The organism is Yoonia sp. SDW83-1, from assembly GCF_046762885.1.
In the GTDB taxonomy this organism is placed as follows: Bacteria; Pseudomonadota; Alphaproteobacteria; order Rhodobacterales; family Rhodobacteraceae; genus Yoonia.
Window position 1 is genome coordinate 71,793 of record NZ_JBKQXO010000004.1, and the last position, 17,999, is coordinate 89,791.

Genomic DNA, 17,999 nt, shown 5'->3' on the forward strand with positions numbered 1-17,999 from the left:
ACTTTATGTAAGCACGATCAGATGTTTTTCAATCCGGAGACAGTAATGCAGTATCGCCCCCGATCCAGAGCCATCGCCGCGGCACAGCACCAAACGGTGGCGCGGTTGAAATACTGGTTGATGGGATCGGTGATCGGCGTGGGCGCGGCCATCGCCGCCAACGGCGTCTGGGCGGATAGCCATGAGACGATTATCGAGAGTCACGCCTATTCGAATTTCGGTGAGGTGAAATATGGCCCGAACGAGGTCCTTGACTATGTGAATCCTGATGCCCCGAAGGGCGGCGAGATTGCCCTCTGGGCGCAAGGCACGTTTGACAGTTTCAACAACTATTCACGTAAGGGTGTCGCGGCATCGTTGCCCGGCTTGCCCTATGAGGGGATATTGGCCAGTACGGCAGATGATCCCTATGGCTCCTACTGCTATATGTGTACGACCATGGAATATCCTGAAAGCCGCGATTGGGTCATCTTTAACCTGCGCGACGATGTGACGTTTTCCGATGGACGACCGCTGACCGCCGAGGATGTCAAGTTCACCCATGAACTGTTCATGGAGCAGGGCATTGCCGAATATCGTAATGTCGTCAGCACCTATGTCGACAGTGTCGAGGTTCTTGGCCCCTATGAGGTCAAGTTCAACTTCAACCCCGAGGCCCCGCGCCGTGACGTGATCGGTATTGCCGGCGGTGGCAGCACGATCTTTTCCAAGTCATGGTTTGAGGAGACCGGTGCCCGGCTTGATGAACCCCGTGTCGAACCCTTCCTTGGGACCGGTCCTTATGTGCTTGGTGATGTCGATATTGGTCGCCAGATCATTTATGAACGCAGCCCCAACTGGTGGGCAAAGGATTTGCCGATCAACACGGGCCGTATCAATTTCGACAGTATCCGGATCGAGTATTTTGCCGATGCGGCCGCTGCCCTGGAAGGGTTTAAATCGGGCGCTTACACCTTCCGCATCGAGAATTCGTCCAAGGAGTGGGCGACCGGCTATGATTTCCCCGCAATCGATAACGGGCAGGCCGTGCAGAAAGAATTTGCCGATGGCACGATCGGCTATGCACAGGCCTTTGTTTTCAACCTGGATCGCGCGAAGTGGCAGGATCTGAGGGTGAGGCAGGCGATTGGCCTGATGTTCAATTTTGAGTGGTCCAATGAAACCTTGTTTTATGGGCTCTATGAGCGGGTCAATTCGTTCTGGGAGAACTCAGATCTGGAAGCTGTAGGCGTGCCGACGCCAGAGGAAGTGGCCATTCTACAGCCCTTGGTCGATGACGGATTGCTGGATGAAAGCATCCTGACAAGCGAGCCTGTCATGGCGCCGACTTCAAGCGCCGCCGACCGCCCCCTTGACCGTCGCAACCTTCGTGCCGCGTCGGCCTTGCTGGATGAGGCGGGCTGGGTTGCCGGTGACGATGGTGTCCGCATGAAGGATGGTCAGCCGTTGAGCCTTGAGATCCTGTCTTTCAGTCCCGCATTCGACCGGATCATCAACCCCTATATCGAAAACCTGACACGGCTGGGCGTTGATGCCAAACTGGATCGCGTGGACCGTTCACAATATGTCGACCGCCGGCGCAGCGGCGATTTTGATATGGTGGGGCATGGTTTCAGCATGACCTTCGAGCCCAGCAGTGGCTTGCGCCAGTGGTACGGGTCTGAAACGGCAGATGACAGTTCACGCAACCTGATGCGGTTGCGCAGCGAGGCGATTGACCGGCTGATGAAGGTGGTCATTGAGGCCAAGACGCTGGAGGGGTTGACGCCGGCGGTTCACGCGCTTGACCGCGCCTTGCGGGCTGAAGGGTTCTGGGTTCAGCAATGGTTCAAGGACAAGCACACAGTGGCCTATTATGACATGTTCCGGCATCCCGAAAACATGCCTCCTTACGCGTTGGGGCAGTTGGATTTCTGGTGGTATGACGAAGAAGCAGGCGAGGCCCTGCGTGCAGCAGGCGCATTCCAGTAAGGATCGTTAGCTTTGGGCGCCTATATCCTCCGACGACTGTTGCTGGTGATCCCGACCTTGCTGGGCATCATGATTGTCAACTTCGCCCTGATCCAGTTTGTGCCGGGCGGCCCCATTGAACAGATCATTGCCCAGCTTGAGGGCAGCGGCGATGTGTTTGAGGGGATCGCCGGTGGTGGCAATGAAGTTGGCGGTGGTGAGGATAGCGGGTATCTGGGCGGGCAGGGTCTGCCCAAAGAGTTTATCGAGGAGTTGGAGCGCGAGTTTGGCTTTGACAGGCCGCCGCTTGAACGGTTCCTGAATATGATGTGGAACTACATGCGCTTTGATTTTGGCGAAAGTTGGTTTCGCAAGATCAGCGTTTTCGATCTGGTGATCGAAAAGATGCCTGTTTCCATCACGCTGGGCCTGTGGTCCACCCTGATTGCCTATCTGGTGTCGATCCCCTTGGGTATTCGCAAGGCCGTGCGCGATGGCAGCCCCTTTGACACCTGGACGTCAGGTGCGATCATCGTGGGCTATGCGATCCCGGGTTTTCTGTTTGCCATCCTGCTGATCGTGTTGTTCGCTGGCGGGTCCTATTGGCGCATCTTTCCGCTGCGAGGGCTCACATCTGCCAATTGGGAGGACCTGAGCCTGATCGGCAAGGTGCTGGATTATTTCTGGCATATCACATTGCCGGTGATTGCCTCGACTATCTCCGCCTTTGCGACCCTGACCCTACTGACCAAGAACAGCTTTCTCGACGAGATCAAGAAGCAGTATGTGATTACCGCCAAGGCCAAGGGCTTGTCGGAAAGCCGGGTGCTGTACGGCCATGTGTTCCGCAACGCCATGCTGATTGTGATCTCGGGCTTTCCGGCGTTGTTTATCGGGGTTTTCTTTGGAGGCTCGCTGATCATCGAAACGCTGTTTTCGCTGGACGGGTTGGGTCGGCTGGGGTTCGAGGCTGCGGTCGCCCGCGACTATCCGGTTGTCTTTGGCACCCTGTTTGCGTTTTCGCTGATCGGGCTGGTGGTCGGTATTCTGACCGATCTGACCTATGTGTTCATCGATCCGCGTATTGATTTCGAGGCGCGGGGCTGATGGCGAAACGACCCTTCCTGTCCCCGCTGAACCAGCGCCGCTGGCGCAATTTCCGCCGCAACCGCCGGGCCTGGTGGTCGCTTGTCATTTTCGGCATCCTGTTCGGGTTGTCGCTTTTGGCTGAGTTCATTGCCAATGACAAACCGATCCTTGTCAGCTACCGCGATGAGCTGCGGATGCCCATCTTTAGCTTTTATTCCGAGCAGGATTTCGGCGGCGATTTCCCGACAGAGGCCGGTTACAAGGATGTCGAGGTCGAGTGCCTGATTGTCACGGGTGGACTGGTCGATTGTTTTGACACACCAGAGGAATTGATTGCCGCGGTCGATGCTGGCGAGACGGTGGATATCGAAGGGTTTGAGCCCGGTTGGGTCCTGTGGCCGGTCATCCCGTTTTCCTACAACACGATCGTGGATGTCCCCGGCGTCGCCCCGTCGCCCCCCAGCGGTGAGAACTGGCTGGGTACCGACGATACCAAGCGCGATGTGGTCGCCCGGATCATCTATGGCTTCCGCTTGTCGGTGATGTTTGCCCTGATCGTCACGGTAATGGCGTCAGTTCTCGGCATTATCGCCGGGGCTGTGCAGGGTTATCGCGGTGGCTGGACTGACCTGTTGTTCCAGCGCTTTATCGAAATCTGGACGGGCATCCCGTCGCTTTATGTCATCATCATCATGACAGCCATTTTCGGGCGAAGTTTCTGGCTGTTGGTCTTTATCACCGTCCTGTTTGGCTGGCCTGCGCTGACGGGATTGGTGCGCGCGGAATTCCTGCGCGCCCGCAATCTGGAATATGTGCGTGCTGCCAAGGCGCTGGGCGTCAGTGATCGGACGATCATGTTTCGCCATATGCTGCCCAATGCGATGGTGGCGACGGTGACCATGCTGCCATTCCTGGTGACAGGGGCAATTGGCGGGTTGGCAGCCCTCGATTTTCTGGGCTTTGGATTGCCGTCATCATCGGCGTCGCTGGGTGAGATGACCTTGCAGGCCAAGCAGAACCTGCAGGCCCCGTGGTTGGGTTTCACGGCCTTCTTCACCTTTGCGATCATGTTGTCGCTCTTGGTGTTCATCTTTGAAGGGGTCCGTGATGCCTTTGATCCGCGCAAGACCTTTGTAGCCGATGGCAAGGTTGAGACAGACGATCTGCCCTTTGCCAAAGAGGTGACATTGGCCAAGACAGGGACGGATCAACGATGAGTACGCCACTGCTGGATGTGCGTGACCTGCGCGTGGCCTTTCGCCAGGATGGTGAGACGACACATGCGGTGCGCGGTGTGTCGTTTCAGGTGCAGAAAGGCGAAACGGTTGCCATTGTCGGCGAGAGCGGGTCGGGGAAATCAGTGACGGCACTGTCGACCGTGCAGTTGTTGGGTGACAGCGCTGTCATGGCCGGGTCCATCACCTATGACGGCGCGCAGATGGTCGGCGCGGATGAGGCTGAACTGCGCCGGGTGCGGGGCAACGATATCAGCTTTATCTTTCAGGAGCCGATGACATCGCTGAACCCGCTGCACACGCTGGAAAAGCAGCTGGCCGAAAGCATCGAGCTGCATCAGGGCATTCGTGGTCCTGAGGTGCGCAAGCGGATCATTCAACTGCTGGATCGGGTGGGGATCCGGGATGCGGAAAGCCGCCTGAACGCGTACCCGCACCAGCTGTCCGGTGGGCAGCGGCAGCGGGTCATGATTGCCATGGCGCTGGCGAATGGACCGGACCTCTTGATCGCGGATGAGCCGACGACCGCGCTGGATGTTACCATTCAGGCGCAGATCCTCGACCTGCTGGCCGATCTGAAACGGGATGTGGGCATGTCGATGCTGTTCATCACCCATGACCTGACCATTGTGCGCAAGATCGCCGACCGGGTCTGTGTCATGAAGGATGGCGAAATTGTCGAGACCGGCCCCACTGAAGAGATTTTTGCCAATCCGCAGCACCCCTATACCCAGATGCTGCTGGCCGCTGAATCGACCGGCGTGCCTGCGGCTGTTCCGGCTGAGGCGCCTGTCGTGCTGGAAACTGACAATACCAAGATCTGGTTTCCCATCCATCGCGGGCTGCTGAAGCGGACGGTAGGGCATATCAAGGCAGTTAATGCCGCGACCCTGACATTGCGCGCGGGTGAGACGCTGGGCGTGGTGGGTGAAAGCGGGTCAGGCAAGACCACTTTGGCGCTGGCGGTGATGCGTCTGATCGGGTCGGAAGGCCGGATCGCGTTTCAGGGTACCGATATTCACCATCTGAACCAGCGCCAGATGCGCCCGCTTCGCAGTGAAATGCAGATCGTGTTTCAGGACCCTTACGGATCGTTGTCACCGCGCATGACAGTGGCCGAGATTATCTCGGAAGGGCTGGGTGTGCATGGGGTGGAACCCGGGCGCAACCGGCGCGAGATGGTGGCCGAAATCATGGGCGAGGTGGGGCTGAACCCTGACCTGATGGACCGGTATCCGCATGAGTTTTCGGGCGGGCAGCGCCAGCGGATTGCCATCGCCCGTGCAATGATCCTGCGCCCCAAGCTTTTGATCCTGGACGAGCCTACATCGGCGCTGGATATGACGGTGCAGGTGCAAATCGTGCAGCTGTTGCGTGATCTGCAGCAGAAATACGCGCTGGCCTATCTGTTCATCAGTCACGACCTGAAGGTGGTGCGCGCGCTGTCCCACAAGGTGATGGTGATGAAGCAGGGTGATGTGGTCGAGGCGGGGGACGCGGACGCTATTTTCGATGCGCCACGGACCGAATACACACGCGCACTGATGGCTGCGGCGTTTGAAGGCAAGGTTGCCTGAGGACTGCGCGTTATGCGAAGGCACATCTCCTTTCGCCATGCAATCTCGAGAAGTCTGCCTATATGAAAATAGAGCGCAGGATGCTGCTGCATCTTGCGCCGAATGAGGAGACCTGACGTGATGACCAAACCGATTGCCCGCCGCATAAGAATGGCAGCATTATCGTTGGGTGTATCACTCTTTGCTGTGACGGCCCTTGCCGATTCAGCCCTGACCGAGGTCATGGAGGCCTGCGGCGGGCAGTTTGAAACACGTGGGGACATTGCCAGCTTTCTGTCCAACGCAGGTTGGGTGCCCGCCGCCGAAGATCAACGCCCGCTTTTGGAAGATCTGGCGACCCTTGATAACGCGCATGGCTCTCTTCCCCAATACCCACTCAGGCCAATGCAACCGGTGCGCCAGCAATTGATCGTGAATTATTGGATCGACACGCAGACCGGCACGAGGTCGGGACCTTTCGCAATCATGGTGAGGCCGACAGAGCCGCCTGCCATTCTGGTTGTAAGTGATTGGACCAGCGCCCAACCTGTTCGGCAGATATGCCTGTTGGGCATTGGTGCCGAAATGGGACTCCGCGATGCAGCATCGTTGCTGCCCGGCCAGCCAACGCCAGCGGTGCGGCTGGGTCGGTGGTCAACAGTGATCGGTCAATATGGCGAGACCGGCACGCTTGCAACTTTCGATATGCTGACAGTTGATCGCGACCATCTGACGGATCGGCTGGGCCGGACGCCGCAATTGTTTAGCGTGCTCGAAGTCAGCGTACCTTGGAAGTGACTGTTGCCGGGACAGATGACTGACTGTCTAACCATCCGACCCGATCATGAAGCACGTCGTGCCGCGCGCCTGCAGCCTGCGGCAGGCGAGATCGGCCCCTTCGCGGGTCAGGCCCATGAAGTTGGCGTCGAACCCGCCAGAGCGTTGCACGACCCGGCGGAGTGAGCCGTCAAGCGTGCTCATCTCGTTCAGGGCGACGCGCAGCAGCACCCGTTCGGCGTCATAGCGCGTGTTGTAGCGGCCCACATTGACGCCCCAGTGCCGTCCGCCCGAGGTAGAGATGCGGGTCACGACCTCTGGTCCGGTTTCCACAGGGGCCGTTGCCAGATCAGGTGCGGCGGCGGCCATCATGACGGTTTCGGTGGAAGGGGCCGGACGTGGTTGCGGGGTGACCGCAGGTGTGGCGCTGGCGACTTGCGTCGTTTCCGGTGCCGGTTCCCCAAGCACATCGGCGAGCGCCTCTGCCACGGCCGCGTCGACCGCGCTGGCGACAACTTCGTCGATCACGCTTTGATCGATGGCTGCGACAAGCAGTTCAGGCTCTGGTGCTTGCGGCAGCGGCCGCGCCAGGGGGCGTATGCTGGTGGAGACGAGCCCGTTGACGCGCACTGTCTTGCCAGCGCTGCCGCGCACGGCGGCACCCTGATTGCTTGGTGTCCCCGACAGCATCGCCGCAGGCGGGTTTGGCTGGCGGATGCGTGCACGCGACGGCGCGCGGTTGAAACCCATATCCATCAGTTCAGTGATGCGCGCGTTTCGGGCGGCTGTCGAGGACCCGCCGAACACTGTGGCAATGATCCGTTCCTGACCGCGCTGGGCAGAGGCAACAAGGTTGAAGCCAGCGGCGCGCGTATAGCCGGTCTTGATTCCATCGCCGCCCTGGTAGCTGTTCAGCCAGCGCCGATTGGTATGGCGCACGGTGGCGATCCCTGCATCGGCGGTGCGGCGCGAGAACAGGTTATAGTATTGCGGGAAATCATAGATCACGTGACGACCGAGCACCGACATATCGCGGGCGGTCGACATATGCCCGTTCTGGGTCAGCCCGTGGGCGTTGCGGAAGGTGGTGTTGCGCATGCCCATGGCGATGGCGGTCCGGTTCATGCGTGTGGCAAACGCAGCTTCGGAGCCCGAGATCGCCTCGGCAATGGCGGTTGAGGCATCATTGGCGGATTTCACGGCCGCCGCGCGCAGCAGATAGCGCAGTCGTATGCGTTGCCCGGCGCGCAAGCCCAATTTGGAGGGCGGTTCGCTGGCGGCCAGGCGACTGACAGTCACCTCGGTATCCAGCGTGATCTCACCCCGTTCGATCGCCTGAAAGGCAATATAGAGCGTCATCATCTTGGTCAGCGATGCTGGATGGAGCCGGGTGTCGGCGTTGCGCGAATGCAAAACCTCGCCCGTGCGCGCGTCCATCACCATTGCTGCGTAGGGTGCCGCCGTGCCGCGCAGGGGCGCCACAAGCAAAGATATCATTAATACGAATAGAAATAGCCCGTTGAGGGCCAATTGTCCCGGACGACTTGCCACGTCGCTTGCCTCTTTTTATCTGCCTCTGACCCCGGATTTTTCCGGTGGTCTTGTTATTATGAGGCAAGGCTAACACAGCTTCGATTTTCAGAAAATACCCTAAATTCAAAGACTTTGCAGGCGATGATCAGGTCGATATAGCAACATGTGGTGGACCGGATGGATCGGCCCCCAAGATGGGTGACTTGCGGCCCCCTGTCGCCTCTTTTGTGGTTTGCGACAGCTTGGCCTTTTCACTGGGGGCGTGTGCCTTATATATAACGCCTATCACACGGGACATATTGATGCTGGCTGACCTGATCATGATGGCTGACAAAGAGGATGATGACGACGGTGACGTCGGTGTTGTGCTTGAGACAAAGCCCAAGACCAAGCGCCCGCCGCTTTATAAGGTTTTGATATTGAACGATGATTTCACGCCGATGGAATTTGTCGTGCATGTTCTGGAACGGTTTTTTGGCCTGTCCCATGCGCAGGCATTTGAACTGATGCTGACCGTTCACAAGAAGGGCGTCGCGGTGGTCGGTGTTTTCAGCCACGAGATTGCCGAGACCAAGGTTGCGCAGGTCATGGACTTTGCCCAGCGTCATCAGCACCCGCTGCAATGCACAATGGAGAAGGAATAGCGCAGCAGCGCTGTTCCCCGCCACATGTCCCAATCCCGCCTCAGCACGGCCCTGGATGATGGTCTTTTGGCGTTGCCCGATGGCAACATTTCCGTAATGCGCCCACCGGCGGGCTATGATGTGTCAGCGCTGCCAAGGGATGCGACAGAGATCGTGCATGGGTTCTATCCCGACTACATAGCGTGGCAGAATGCGGGATACGGCATGGCGCAGTCGGTGGCAGACACCAAGACCGCCATCGTGGTTCTGCCGCGTGCAAAACTGCTGGCGCGGGCGATGATCGCTGATGCCTGTGACAATGCCGCGTTTGTCATAGTTGACGGTCAAAAGACCGACGGGATCGACAGCATCTTCAAGGCATGTCGCAAACGGCTGGGCGATTTGCCCTCGATCACCAAATCACATGGTCGGATATTCTGGTTTGCGGCGACGGATGCGTTTGCCGATTGGGAGGCACCTCCGCCTCAGAAGGGCGCGCATGGATTCTACACGACCGCAGGTGTGTTTTCGGACGGGGTGGTTGATGCGGGCTCTGCCCTGCTGGCCGATGCGTTGCCTGCCAAGCTTCCCGCCCGCATGGCTGATCTGGGGGCCGGGTGGGGGTATCTGGCGGCCCCGGTTCTGGCCCGTGCTGGTGTCACATCGCTGGATCTGATCGAGGCCGAGGCGCTGTCCGTTGCCTGCGCCCGTTTGAATGTTACTGATCCGAAGGTCCGGTTTCACTGGGCGGACGCAACCCGGTTCAAGCCGGACACCCCGTTTGACGGGATCGTCATGAACCCACCCTTTCACGCCGGCCGCGCGTCTGATCCGGGGCTGGGCCGCGCCTTTATTCAGGCGGCGTCACGCCTGCTGGCCCCGCATGGCAAGCTGTGGATGGTCGCCAACCGGCATTTGCCCTATGAAACAACCTTGACCGAAAGTTTCCGTAATGTGGACATGATTGGCGGTAACGGTGCGTTCAAACTGTTTCACGCCAACCGGCCTGTCCGCTAAGGCGCGCTGAGGGAGACCCACATGTCCTTTTCCATCGCTGGCAAGACGGCCATCGTCACCGGAGCAGCCAACGGCGTCGGTCTGGCCATCGGGAGGCATTTTGTCGAACAGGGTGCCAATGTGGTTTTCGCTGATATGGATGAAAAGAAACTGTGTCACGAGATCGGCGAAGAGGCGGAGAAGGAAGAGAATATTCGCATCTTTGCCGGTGATCTGCGCAAGAAGCTGACGGTCACCAATCTGCTGTCATCAACTGTGGATGCGTTTGAACGGGTGGATATCCTGGTCAATGCATCGCGACAGGTGATGACAACCGACCCGTTGAACCCCGATGACAATTCGGTCGATGAATTGCTGAACCAGAACCTGCTGACGGCCCTAAGGCTCAGCCAGGCCACCGCGCGGCGCATGATCAAACAGGCCGATGGCGATGATGACAGTCCGATTGGCGCGATTGTGAATATCAGTTCGATTGCCGCCCGCCGCACCCATGCTGATCTGCTGGCCTATTCGGTCAGCTGTGCGGCATTGGACCAGATGACCCGGTCGATGGCCGTGGCCATGGCCCCCCACCGTATCCGGGTAAACGCTGTGGCGTTTGGCAGCGTGATGAGCGCCAGTCTGAAAGGATCGCTGAAGGATCACGATGAGACGCGCGAGGCGATTGTGGAAAATACGCCGCTACACCGCATCGCCAGCCCCGGTGAGGTGTCGGATGCGGTGCAGTATTTGGCGTCAGATGCGGCCGGCTTTGTCACCGGCCAGATCATTACTGTCGATGGTGGGCGTACGCTAATCGACCCTGCAGACGTGTCTGCGCACTGATCATTCAGGGTGAATGGCGATGCATTGTTGCACTGCAGTATTCGTCGCCGCCTGAAGTGGAGCCAGTTGACGCTTGAATTCAGCAAGTTTTCTGCGTTCGTCAGCGATGTCGATTTGGACCGGATCCGATGTTGTAAACGTCTCGGTACGATCACAGGGATACCGTTCGACCGTGCCGTCGGGCAGTGTGTTTGTGCAAGTGGCTTCAACAGTCCGAGTGTTTCTGCTCGTGCTGATAGCGAAGCCGCGGTCGACATTGCCCTGCGCCGTTTTGATCTTGCTTTCCAATGTGCGTAGCTGATCATTGGCGTTGTAGATGCAGTCTTCGCGGGGCGTGGAACATGCCGCTAAGGCAAGGGCGGGAAGCAAGAGTAAGATCGAGTGGCGCATGGTTTCTCCAGGGTTTTGCGAATACGTAGGGTTCAAGTATGCCGCATTTTATGTATGCGATGCGTTGTACGTATCGATCTTTTCGGTGGCAACCGTGGTCGCGCAGCTCACTTTTTGAAATGGTGGGCGCTGTTGTATGTTTGCACCATCCGAAGCGCCGGAAGATAGAGTAAGCCACGCACAAATGGCCTAACCGGATGAAAATCTTGATTGGCGCAGAGGTCTATTCAGGATGGATCGCAATGCATTGGGCGACGGCGGCGTTAGTTCCGGTTTGAACTTGCGCGAGCCGTTCTTCCAAAGAGGCAAGTTTGGCGGTTTCTGCATTCAGGTCGATGGCGACAGGTTCCGTCACAGTAATCGTGTCCGTCTTGCTGCAGGGAAAGCGGAATGTCGTGCCGTCGGAGTTTTCACCTCTGCACATGCGGGTGAATGAGCGGACTTCCTGGCGTTCCTCCAGCGCATAGCCCCGTGCCAGATTGGCCCGTGTTTCATTGACCAGCGCACTGAGTACCCGCGCCTCACGACTTGCCTCGTTGATGCATTGTTCGCGAGGTGTTGCGCAGGCGGTCAGTGCAAGCAGTGGCAGAATCAGAAGGGCGGGGCGCATGGCTGTCTCCGAAGGGTGAAACGAATGGGTTTGGTCTGGATCATCTATACGTGATTGATATGGTGCAAGGAAAGTAACACGAGAGTGTTATGCAATATCAGGGGACAGGGGCAGTCATGTCAGAGGGGTTTGCAGCCGAAAAGGCGAAAGCATCGGCGTGGTTTCGCACATTGCGGGACGATATCGTCGCCGCATTCGAAGGGCTTGAGGATACAGACAAGTCTGACGGGCCAGCCGGTCGCTTCGAAGTGACCGAAACCAAGCGGCATGCTGACGACGGAACGGATGCGGGCGGTGGCCTGATGTCGGTAATGCGCGGCGGTCGGGTGTTTGAGAAGGTGGGCGTCAACGTCTCGACCGTTTATGGCGCGCTGGGTGAGGCGGCGCAAAAGGCGATGGCGGCCCGCGGTGTGCCTGGCATGGCAGATGATCCACGGTTCTGGGCGTCGGGCATTTCACTGGTCGCGCATATGCAGAACCCGCACGCCCCGGCTGTGCATATGAACACGCGCATGTTCTGGACACCTCATGCATGGTGGTTTGGCGGTGGGTCCGACCTGAACCCTTGTATCGAATATGATGAGGACACGGCCCATTTTCATGGCGTCCAGAAGGCCAATCTGGATCCGCATGGCGCGGCGCATTACCCCAAGCTCAAGGCGTGGGCGGATGAGTATTTCTATGTCCCGCATCGCAAGCGGGCGCGGGGTGTTGGTGGCATCTTCATGGATGATTACTGCACCGGCGATTGGGAGGCTGATTTCGCCCTGACGCAGGATATTGGCCGCGCCTTTCTGCCAGCCTATGTGCCGCTGGTCGAAAAACGGCGGGGGACGCCATGGACCGATGCCGACAAGGACACCCAGCTGATCCATCGCGGGCTTTATGCTGAATACAACCTTGTCTACGACCGTGGCACCAAGTTCGGGCTGGCCACGGGCCATGACGCCAATGCCGTGCTGATGAGCCTGCCGCCATTGGCAAAATGGATATGATGATGGCTGATTTCAGTTTCCCGGGCGGATGAATTTCGCCCCATCCGGCCGCTGCGGTGATCCATCCGAGGCCGGCATAGACATTTCATCAAAGGCGGCCTGTCCTGCCACCGGTCCTTTCGCCATATCGCGCAGCAGCATGCCAGCCAGTTCCGGTGAAATCTCGCCTTTGCTGGCGTCGCTGACCATCTGTGCGGCGCGGTCGGGCGCAAAGTGAACCATCGCACGGGCGATGCGCATCTGGACCAGCCCGGTGGGCCGTTCACTGCCGACTTGCGCGCCCAATGCGGACCGCTCCTCTGGTGTAGCGCTGGCAAGGCCAACCCAGGCCGTCAGCGCAATGAGGGCCGCGGCCCAGGCGCTGCGGACACTGTGAAAGATCAGGCGTAGGGTGAGTGGCATGGCAGGCTCCGAAAAGGCCCATATTGTCTGCCTGATCAATACGGCAAAACTAGGACCCGCGCACGGTGTCGATCATCAGTTGCACATTGTCGGGGTTGGCGTCTGGGGTGATCCCGTGGCCCAGATTGAAGATATGTGGCCCCTTGCCGAACGCATCGCAGATCGCCCGTGTTTCGTCGATCAGGGCTTGACCCCCCGTGACCATATGAGACGAGGCAAGGTTGCCCTGCACGCAGCCGTCGATCTGGACATGTTCAGCGGCCCATGCCGGATCCACACCATCGTCAAGCGCCACACAATCCGCCCCCGTGGCCTTGTGAACGCCTGCAAAGCGGTGATCCGCCCCGCGCGGGAACACGATGACTGGCACGCCCGGGTGCCGGTCGTTGATCGCATGCGTGATCTTTTGCATCGGATGGATCGAGAATTCGGTGAAGTCCTCGCCCTGCAATGACCCCGCCCAGCTGTCGAATAGCTTGACCACCTCGGCCCCGGCCTGAATCTGCATTGACAGGTATTCAATTGTTGCCTCGGTCAGCCGGTGAATGATCCCTTCGAAGACCGGCCGGTTTTCGGCCTTAAGTGCGTGGGCGGGGCCCTGATCAGGCGTGCCCTGACCCGCGATCATATAGGTGGCCACAGTCCATGGCGCTCCGGCGAAACCGATCAGCGTCGTCTCGGCGGGCAGTTCCCGCGATAGAATCTGCACGGTTTCATAGACTGGGCGTAGCGTCTCGTGAATATCGTCAACGATCCTGAGCTTGGCGAAATCATCGGCGGTGGTGATCGTCGACAGGCGCGGCCCTTCGCCGGTGACGAACCACAGATCTGCCCCCAGCGCCTGCGGGACCAGCAGGATATCGGCAAACAGGATCGCCGCGTCAAAGCCATAACGCCGGATCGGTTGCAGTGTCACTTCTGCGGCAAGCTCTGGATTGTAGCAGAGCGACAGAAAATCCCCGGCCTGCGCCCGGGTCGCCTTGTATTCGGGCAGGTAGCGGCCCGCCTGACGCATCATCCAGATCGGGGGGGTCGGCAGTGTCTCGCCCCGGAGGGCCCGAAGGATGGTTTTGTTCTGCGTCATGGGGTGTCCTTTGCTACCCTCCCTTGGTCCCAATTGCGCTTGGTGTTGTCAAGCTAGGTTGACAGGTCTAACAATCCAAACATGACGTTTAAAAAGCCTTCCCGCACCGCCCCGTTCAACATCGGAACCCGTGGATCGCCGCTTGCGCTGGCGCAGGCACATGAGACCCGCGACCGGCTGATGGCGGCGTTTGATTTACCGCAGGAGGCTTTCACCATCTGCGTGATCAAGGTGACTGGCGATGCCATTCAGGACCGCCCCTTGAAAGAGATCGGGGGCAAGGGTCTGTTCACCCGCGAGATTGAAGAGGCGCTGCTGGACGGCTCCATCGATATCGCCGTGCATTCGATGAAGGATATGCCGGTGGAGCAGCCGGGCGGGCTGGTGTTGGACACCTATCTGCCGCGCGAGGATGTGCGCGATGCCTTCGTGTCGTTGCACGCCACGGGGCTGGATGATCTGGCCGAAGGGGCGACGGTTGGCACCTCGTCCTTGCGCCGCCGCTCGCAATTGCTGGCGCGCCGTCCGGATCTGAATGTGGTGGAGTTTCGGGGCAATGTGCAGACCCGGTTGAAGAAACTGGGTGATGGTGTGGCAGAGGCCACGTTTCTGGCGATGGCCGGGCTGAACCGGTTGGGTCTGGCGGATGTGCCGCGGTTTGCGATTGAACCGGAAGATATGCTGCCTGCAATAGCGCAAGGGGCGATCGGGATCGAACGCAGAGGTGATGATACCCGTGCGGCAGAGATGCTGGCCGCGATCCATGACGGGCCGACCGGCCAGCGGCTGGCAGCAGAACGCGCGTTTCTGGCGGCGCTAGACGGGTCCTGCGAGACGCCGATTGGCGGGCTTGCCGAGCTGGATGGTGGCATTCTGCGCTTGCGCGGTGAGATATTGCGCACAGATGGCACGGCGGTGTTCAGCGATGACGTGACTGGGTCGATCCAGGACGGGGTGGAGATGGGGCGAGTCATGGCCACAAAGCTGTTGGAGCAGGCGGGGCCGGGGTTTTTCTGATGAATTCGTAGAGGAATTTCGTTACGAATTTCCTCAAGCCATGCAGAATTTTCGTCACGAGAATTCTGCGCTGTTATGGCGCGGGAATAACTTTGCCGGGATTCAGGATGTTGTTGGGGTCAAGGGCGGCCTTGATTGCCCGCATCGCATCAAGCGCGACCGGGTCCTTGCGCCGCCGCATCGTTTCCAACTTTGACAGGCCGATCCCGTGTTCGGCGCTGAACGTACCGCCCAGATCCTGCACCACATCTTCGACCGCTTCGACCATGGCGGCCATGACATCGGGATCATTGCGTTTGAGGAACGTGGTGTGGTGGACATTCCCGTCGCCCAGATGCGAGACGATGCATTCGTGGCAGTCGGGGTCGATCGCCTTGAGCTTGGGGGTGATCTGCGCCTGGAACGCGCCGACCTTGTCCAGCGGTACGGCGATATCGGTGTTCACGAAAACGCCGCCCTGCACCATGACTTCACCTGCCGCTTCCCGGCGCGCCCACATGGCACCGCGCTGCGCCTCGTTCTGAGCGATGACAGCATCCAGCACGCGTCCATCTTCCATCATCCTGCCCAGAATGGTTTCAAGCGTGTTCACAATCGGCACTTGCCCGTCGGGACCAGGCGTCGCGTCGCGGGGGGCGGTCGCCCCGACCTCAACCAGTATGTTGACGTCATAGGGTGTGTCGAACGGCTCTTGTGCGCCATCGATCAGTTCCATGTGGCGGGCGATATAGCTGCGTGGCATGTATTCAAAGGCCTCGACCGCGCTGCCGGTTTCATCCTGTAGCGTGTTCAGGAGGCTCAGCGCGTCTTCAAGGTTCGGCACGGCGACCATGGCCGTGGCGTAGGCGCGGGGCTTGGGTTTCAGCTTCATCACCGCGGCGGTGATGATGCCCAACGTGCCTTCGGCACCGATCACCAGTTCCCGCAGGTTTAAGCCTGAGTTATCTTTGTGAAGTGCTGTCATCAGATTCATGATGCGCCCGTCCGCCATCACGACCTCAACCCCCAGACAGAGTTCGCGGGTATTGCCGTAGCGGACCACATTGGACCCGCCCGCATTGGTCGACAATACGCCGCCTATCATGGCGGAGCCGCGCGCGCCGAATGTGAGCGGAAAGATCAGGTTATGGGCGTCGGCGGCCGCGTGAAGATTGCTCAGGATCACGCCAGCCCCGACAGTGGCAGTGCGCCCGCGTGGGTCGATATCAAAGATGGTGTTCAACCGGTCAACAGACAGCATCAGGGCGTCCTGCCCCATGGTGGCCCCGGTCAGCCCGGTATGGCCGGACACCGGAACGACAGGTGTGCCAGTGTCATTGGCGATCTTGAGGATCGCTGACACCTCCTGCGTGTCGCCGGGGCGCAAGACCGCAAGCGGCTGGCCCACATAGGCGCCGGTCCAGTCGGTGACATAAGGCGTGGCATCCTTGCCCGTCAGCACACGATCCTTGCCGATCTCTGCTGCAATATTGTCCAAAATAGCCATGATACCTCCCGTCGCCTCGCGCAGAAGCTAAAGCGAAAACACGAGGGACGAAAGATCGAAGCACTGATCGCAATCGAGCTAGGAGAAGAAAATGGTGGCGCGGGGGAGACTTGAACTCCCGCCTCAGGGTGGCTTGCGCAGCAAACGCCCACAAGTCGGGCCATCCGATAGGCGGTACATCGAAACTAGGAGCTGAGAGAGGCAAATGGTGGCGCGGGGGAGACTTGAACTCCCGACCTCGCGATTATGAGTCGCGCGCTCTAACCAGCTGAGCTACCGCGCCGCACCACGTGCGCCCGATTACGCAAAGGGCGCAACACTGTCAAACCGATTCTGGACAATCACAACGTTCCAACGACGTAAGATGGGTTTAAACCCATCTTACGGTGCGGCATCTGTCAGTCATAACGCAGCTCGGTCGCTTTGCCGCGAAAGATTGTATAGGCCAGAATGGTGTAGCCCATGATTGTCGGCAGCACGATGCATGTCCCGATCAGGATGATAAACAGGCTTTCCGGTGCACTCGCGGCCTCGTAAATCGTTAGCTGTTCGGGCACGACGTAAGGGTAGAAGCTGTAGGCCATCCCGCCAAAGGCCATCACCCAAAGCGCCGTGGCCGCAGCAAAGGGCAGCCATGATCGGCGGTCCTGATAGAACGGCATCCGCCGCAGCATCCACCAGAGCCACACTACCAACAGGCCCGAGATGATGGGCAGTGGCGACAGATACAGGAATGACGGCCAACTGAACCATTTGTCAAAAATCCGCTCGCTCACGAACGGGGTGGCCAGAGAGATTGCGCCGATCCCCAGCACCAGCCCCCAAATGCCACCTTTGGCCCAATCCACCGCCTTGCGTTGCAGATGCTCATCGGTCTTGTGAATTACCCATGTGGCGCCGATGAAGCTGTAGCCGACGGTCAGGAAAATGGCCGTCAATACGCCAAAGCCTGCATTCATCCAGCTCCATTCCAGACCCATGATATACATGCCCAGCATGAAGCCTTGGCTGAGCGAAGTCATCAAGGACCCCGCAAAGAAGGCGTTGTTCCACGCATCTTTGTGCGGGGCCGGGGCCTTGGCCCGAAACTCGAACGCGACTCCGCGCAGGATCAACCCGATCAGCATGATCGCAACCGGCAGGTAAAGCGCCGTCAGGATATCGCCATGCGCCGCCGGGAAGGCGACGAGCAACAGGCCCACAGCCAAGACAAGCCAGGTTTCGTTGGCATCCCAGAACGGCCCGATTGAGGCGATCATGCGGTCCTTTTCCTCATCATCGGCGAAGGGAAACAACACGCCGACACCCAGATCGAACCCATCCAGCACAACATAGATCAGGATCGAAACCCCCATCAGGGCTGCAAAGACAAAAGGCAGCCAGATGGTCGGGTCACCAAAGGTATTCATA

General features: G+C 59.1%; 17 protein-coding genes and 1 tRNA gene. 10 read left to right on the forward strand and 8 right to left on the reverse strand.

Features of this window, described 5'->3' with window-relative positions:
* Positions 1–45: 45 nt before the first annotated feature.
* From ACFWW4_RS06355 to ACFWW4_RS06375, 5 genes are all read left to right on the forward strand, one after another.
* A complete protein-coding gene (locus ACFWW4_RS06355) occupies positions 46–1,971 on the forward strand; it encodes an extracellular solute-binding protein (RefSeq protein WP_411890077.1) in 1,926 nt (641 codons plus the stop codon).
* Between the two features lie 12 nt (positions 1,972–1,983).
* Positions 1,984–3,057 carry a microcin C ABC transporter permease YejB gene (locus ACFWW4_RS06360; protein WP_393926694.1) on the forward strand — a complete coding sequence of 358 codons (1,074 nt, stop codon included), beginning with the start codon at positions 1,984–1,986 and terminating at the stop codon, positions 3,055–3,057.
* Entirely contained in the window at positions 3,057–4,256 is a 1,200-nt protein-coding gene (locus ACFWW4_RS06365; protein ID WP_393926693.1) for an ABC transporter permease, read from the forward strand. Before ACFWW4_RS06360 ends, ACFWW4_RS06365 begins: the two co-directional genes overlap by 1 nt.
* Positions 4,253–5,851 carry an ABC transporter ATP-binding protein gene (locus ACFWW4_RS06370; RefSeq protein ID WP_411890078.1) on the forward strand — a complete coding sequence of 533 codons (1,599 nt, stop codon included), beginning with the start codon at positions 4,253–4,255 and terminating at the stop codon, positions 5,849–5,851. Before ACFWW4_RS06365 ends, ACFWW4_RS06370 begins: the two co-directional genes overlap by 4 nt.
* Before the next feature lie 120 nt (positions 5,852–5,971).
* The gene (locus tag ACFWW4_RS06375) at positions 5,972–6,628 is read left to right on the forward strand and encodes a hypothetical protein (protein ID WP_411890079.1); all 657 of its coding nucleotides are present in this window, start codon (positions 5,972–5,974) and stop codon (positions 6,626–6,628) included.
* Positions 6,629–6,655: 27 nt separating this feature from the next.
* On the opposite strand, the gene ACFWW4_RS06380 is transcribed toward ACFWW4_RS06375, so the two are convergent.
* Positions 6,656–8,104 (reverse strand): D-alanyl-D-alanine carboxypeptidase family protein, encoded by a 1,449-nt coding sequence (locus tag ACFWW4_RS06380; protein WP_393926690.1) that lies wholly within the window; start codon positions 8,102–8,104, stop codon positions 6,656–6,658.
* A 338-nt stretch (positions 8,105–8,442) separates the two neighbouring features.
* On the opposite strand from ACFWW4_RS06380, the gene clpS reads away from it, so the two are divergent.
* The 3 genes from clpS to ACFWW4_RS06395 are packed head-to-tail and all read left to right on the forward strand — an operon-like array spanning position 8,443 to position 10,605.
* Complete coding sequence (gene clpS, locus ACFWW4_RS06385; RefSeq protein WP_393926689.1) at positions 8,443–8,784, forward strand: ATP-dependent Clp protease adapter ClpS; 342 nt, start codon at positions 8,443–8,445, stop codon at positions 8,782–8,784.
* Positions 8,785–8,808: 24 nt separating this feature from the next.
* The gene (locus ACFWW4_RS06390) at positions 8,809–9,780 is read left to right on the forward strand and encodes a class I SAM-dependent methyltransferase (RefSeq protein WP_411890080.1); all 972 of its coding nucleotides are present in this window, start codon (positions 8,809–8,811) and stop codon (positions 9,778–9,780) included.
* A gap of 21 nt (positions 9,781–9,801) precedes the next feature.
* On the forward strand, positions 9,802–10,605 hold the full coding sequence (locus ACFWW4_RS06395; RefSeq protein WP_393926687.1) for an SDR family NAD(P)-dependent oxidoreductase: 804 nt from the start codon (positions 9,802–9,804) through the stop codon (positions 10,603–10,605).
* Here ACFWW4_RS06395 and ACFWW4_RS06400 read toward each other — a convergent pair whose 3' ends face one another.
* Together ACFWW4_RS06400 and ACFWW4_RS06405 are read right to left on the reverse strand one after the other, a co-directional pair.
* Positions 10,606–10,995 carry a hypothetical protein gene (locus ACFWW4_RS06400; protein ID WP_393926686.1) on the reverse strand — a complete coding sequence of 130 codons (390 nt, stop codon included), beginning with the start codon at positions 10,993–10,995 and terminating at the stop codon, positions 10,606–10,608.
* Between the two features lie 223 nt (positions 10,996–11,218).
* Positions 11,219–11,605: a hypothetical protein gene (locus ACFWW4_RS06405; protein WP_393926685.1), complete on the reverse strand. Its 387-nt coding sequence runs from the start codon at positions 11,603–11,605 to the stop codon at positions 11,219–11,221.
* A 116-nt stretch (positions 11,606–11,721) separates the two neighbouring features.
* On the opposite strand from ACFWW4_RS06405, the gene hemF reads away from it, so the two are divergent.
* Positions 11,722–12,600 carry an oxygen-dependent coproporphyrinogen oxidase gene (hemF, locus tag ACFWW4_RS06410; RefSeq protein WP_411890081.1) on the forward strand — a complete coding sequence of 293 codons (879 nt, stop codon included), beginning with the start codon at positions 11,722–11,724 and terminating at the stop codon, positions 12,598–12,600.
* 12 nt (positions 12,601–12,612) lie between these two features.
* Here hemF and ACFWW4_RS06415 read toward each other — a convergent pair whose 3' ends face one another.
* Positions 12,613–13,002 (reverse strand): hypothetical protein, encoded by a 390-nt coding sequence (locus ACFWW4_RS06415; RefSeq protein WP_411890082.1) that lies wholly within the window; start codon positions 13,000–13,002, stop codon positions 12,613–12,615.
* 49 nt (positions 13,003–13,051) lie between these two features.
* Positions 13,052–14,086, reverse strand: a complete 1,035-nt coding sequence (hemE, locus tag ACFWW4_RS06420) for a uroporphyrinogen decarboxylase (protein ID WP_411890083.1) — start codon at positions 14,084–14,086, stop codon at positions 13,052–13,054.
* An 81-nt stretch (positions 14,087–14,167) separates the two neighbouring features.
* Between hemE and hemC the strand changes: the two genes are divergently transcribed.
* On the forward strand, positions 14,168–15,103 hold the full coding sequence (gene hemC, locus ACFWW4_RS06425) for a hydroxymethylbilane synthase (protein ID WP_411890084.1): 936 nt from the start codon (positions 14,168–14,170) through the stop codon (positions 15,101–15,103).
* 73 nt (positions 15,104–15,176) lie between these two features.
* Here the strand turns inward: hemC and ACFWW4_RS06430 are convergent, their stop codons facing one another.
* The 3 genes from ACFWW4_RS06430 to ACFWW4_RS06440 all read right to left on the reverse strand — a co-directional run bounded on the left by ACFWW4_RS06430 (position 15,177) and on the right by ACFWW4_RS06440 (position 17,998).
* Positions 15,177–16,589: an FAD-binding oxidoreductase gene (locus tag ACFWW4_RS06430; protein ID WP_411890085.1), complete on the reverse strand. Its 1,413-nt coding sequence runs from the start codon at positions 16,587–16,589 to the stop codon at positions 15,177–15,179.
* 206 nt (positions 16,590–16,795) lie between these two features.
* Positions 16,796–16,872, reverse strand: a tRNA-Met gene (locus tag ACFWW4_RS06435).
* Positions 16,873–16,987: 115 nt separating this feature from the next.
* Complete coding sequence (locus ACFWW4_RS06440; protein WP_411890086.1) at positions 16,988–17,998, reverse strand: cytochrome d ubiquinol oxidase subunit II; 1,011 nt, start codon at positions 17,996–17,998, stop codon at positions 16,988–16,990.
* Position 17,999: the final 1 nt, after the last annotated feature.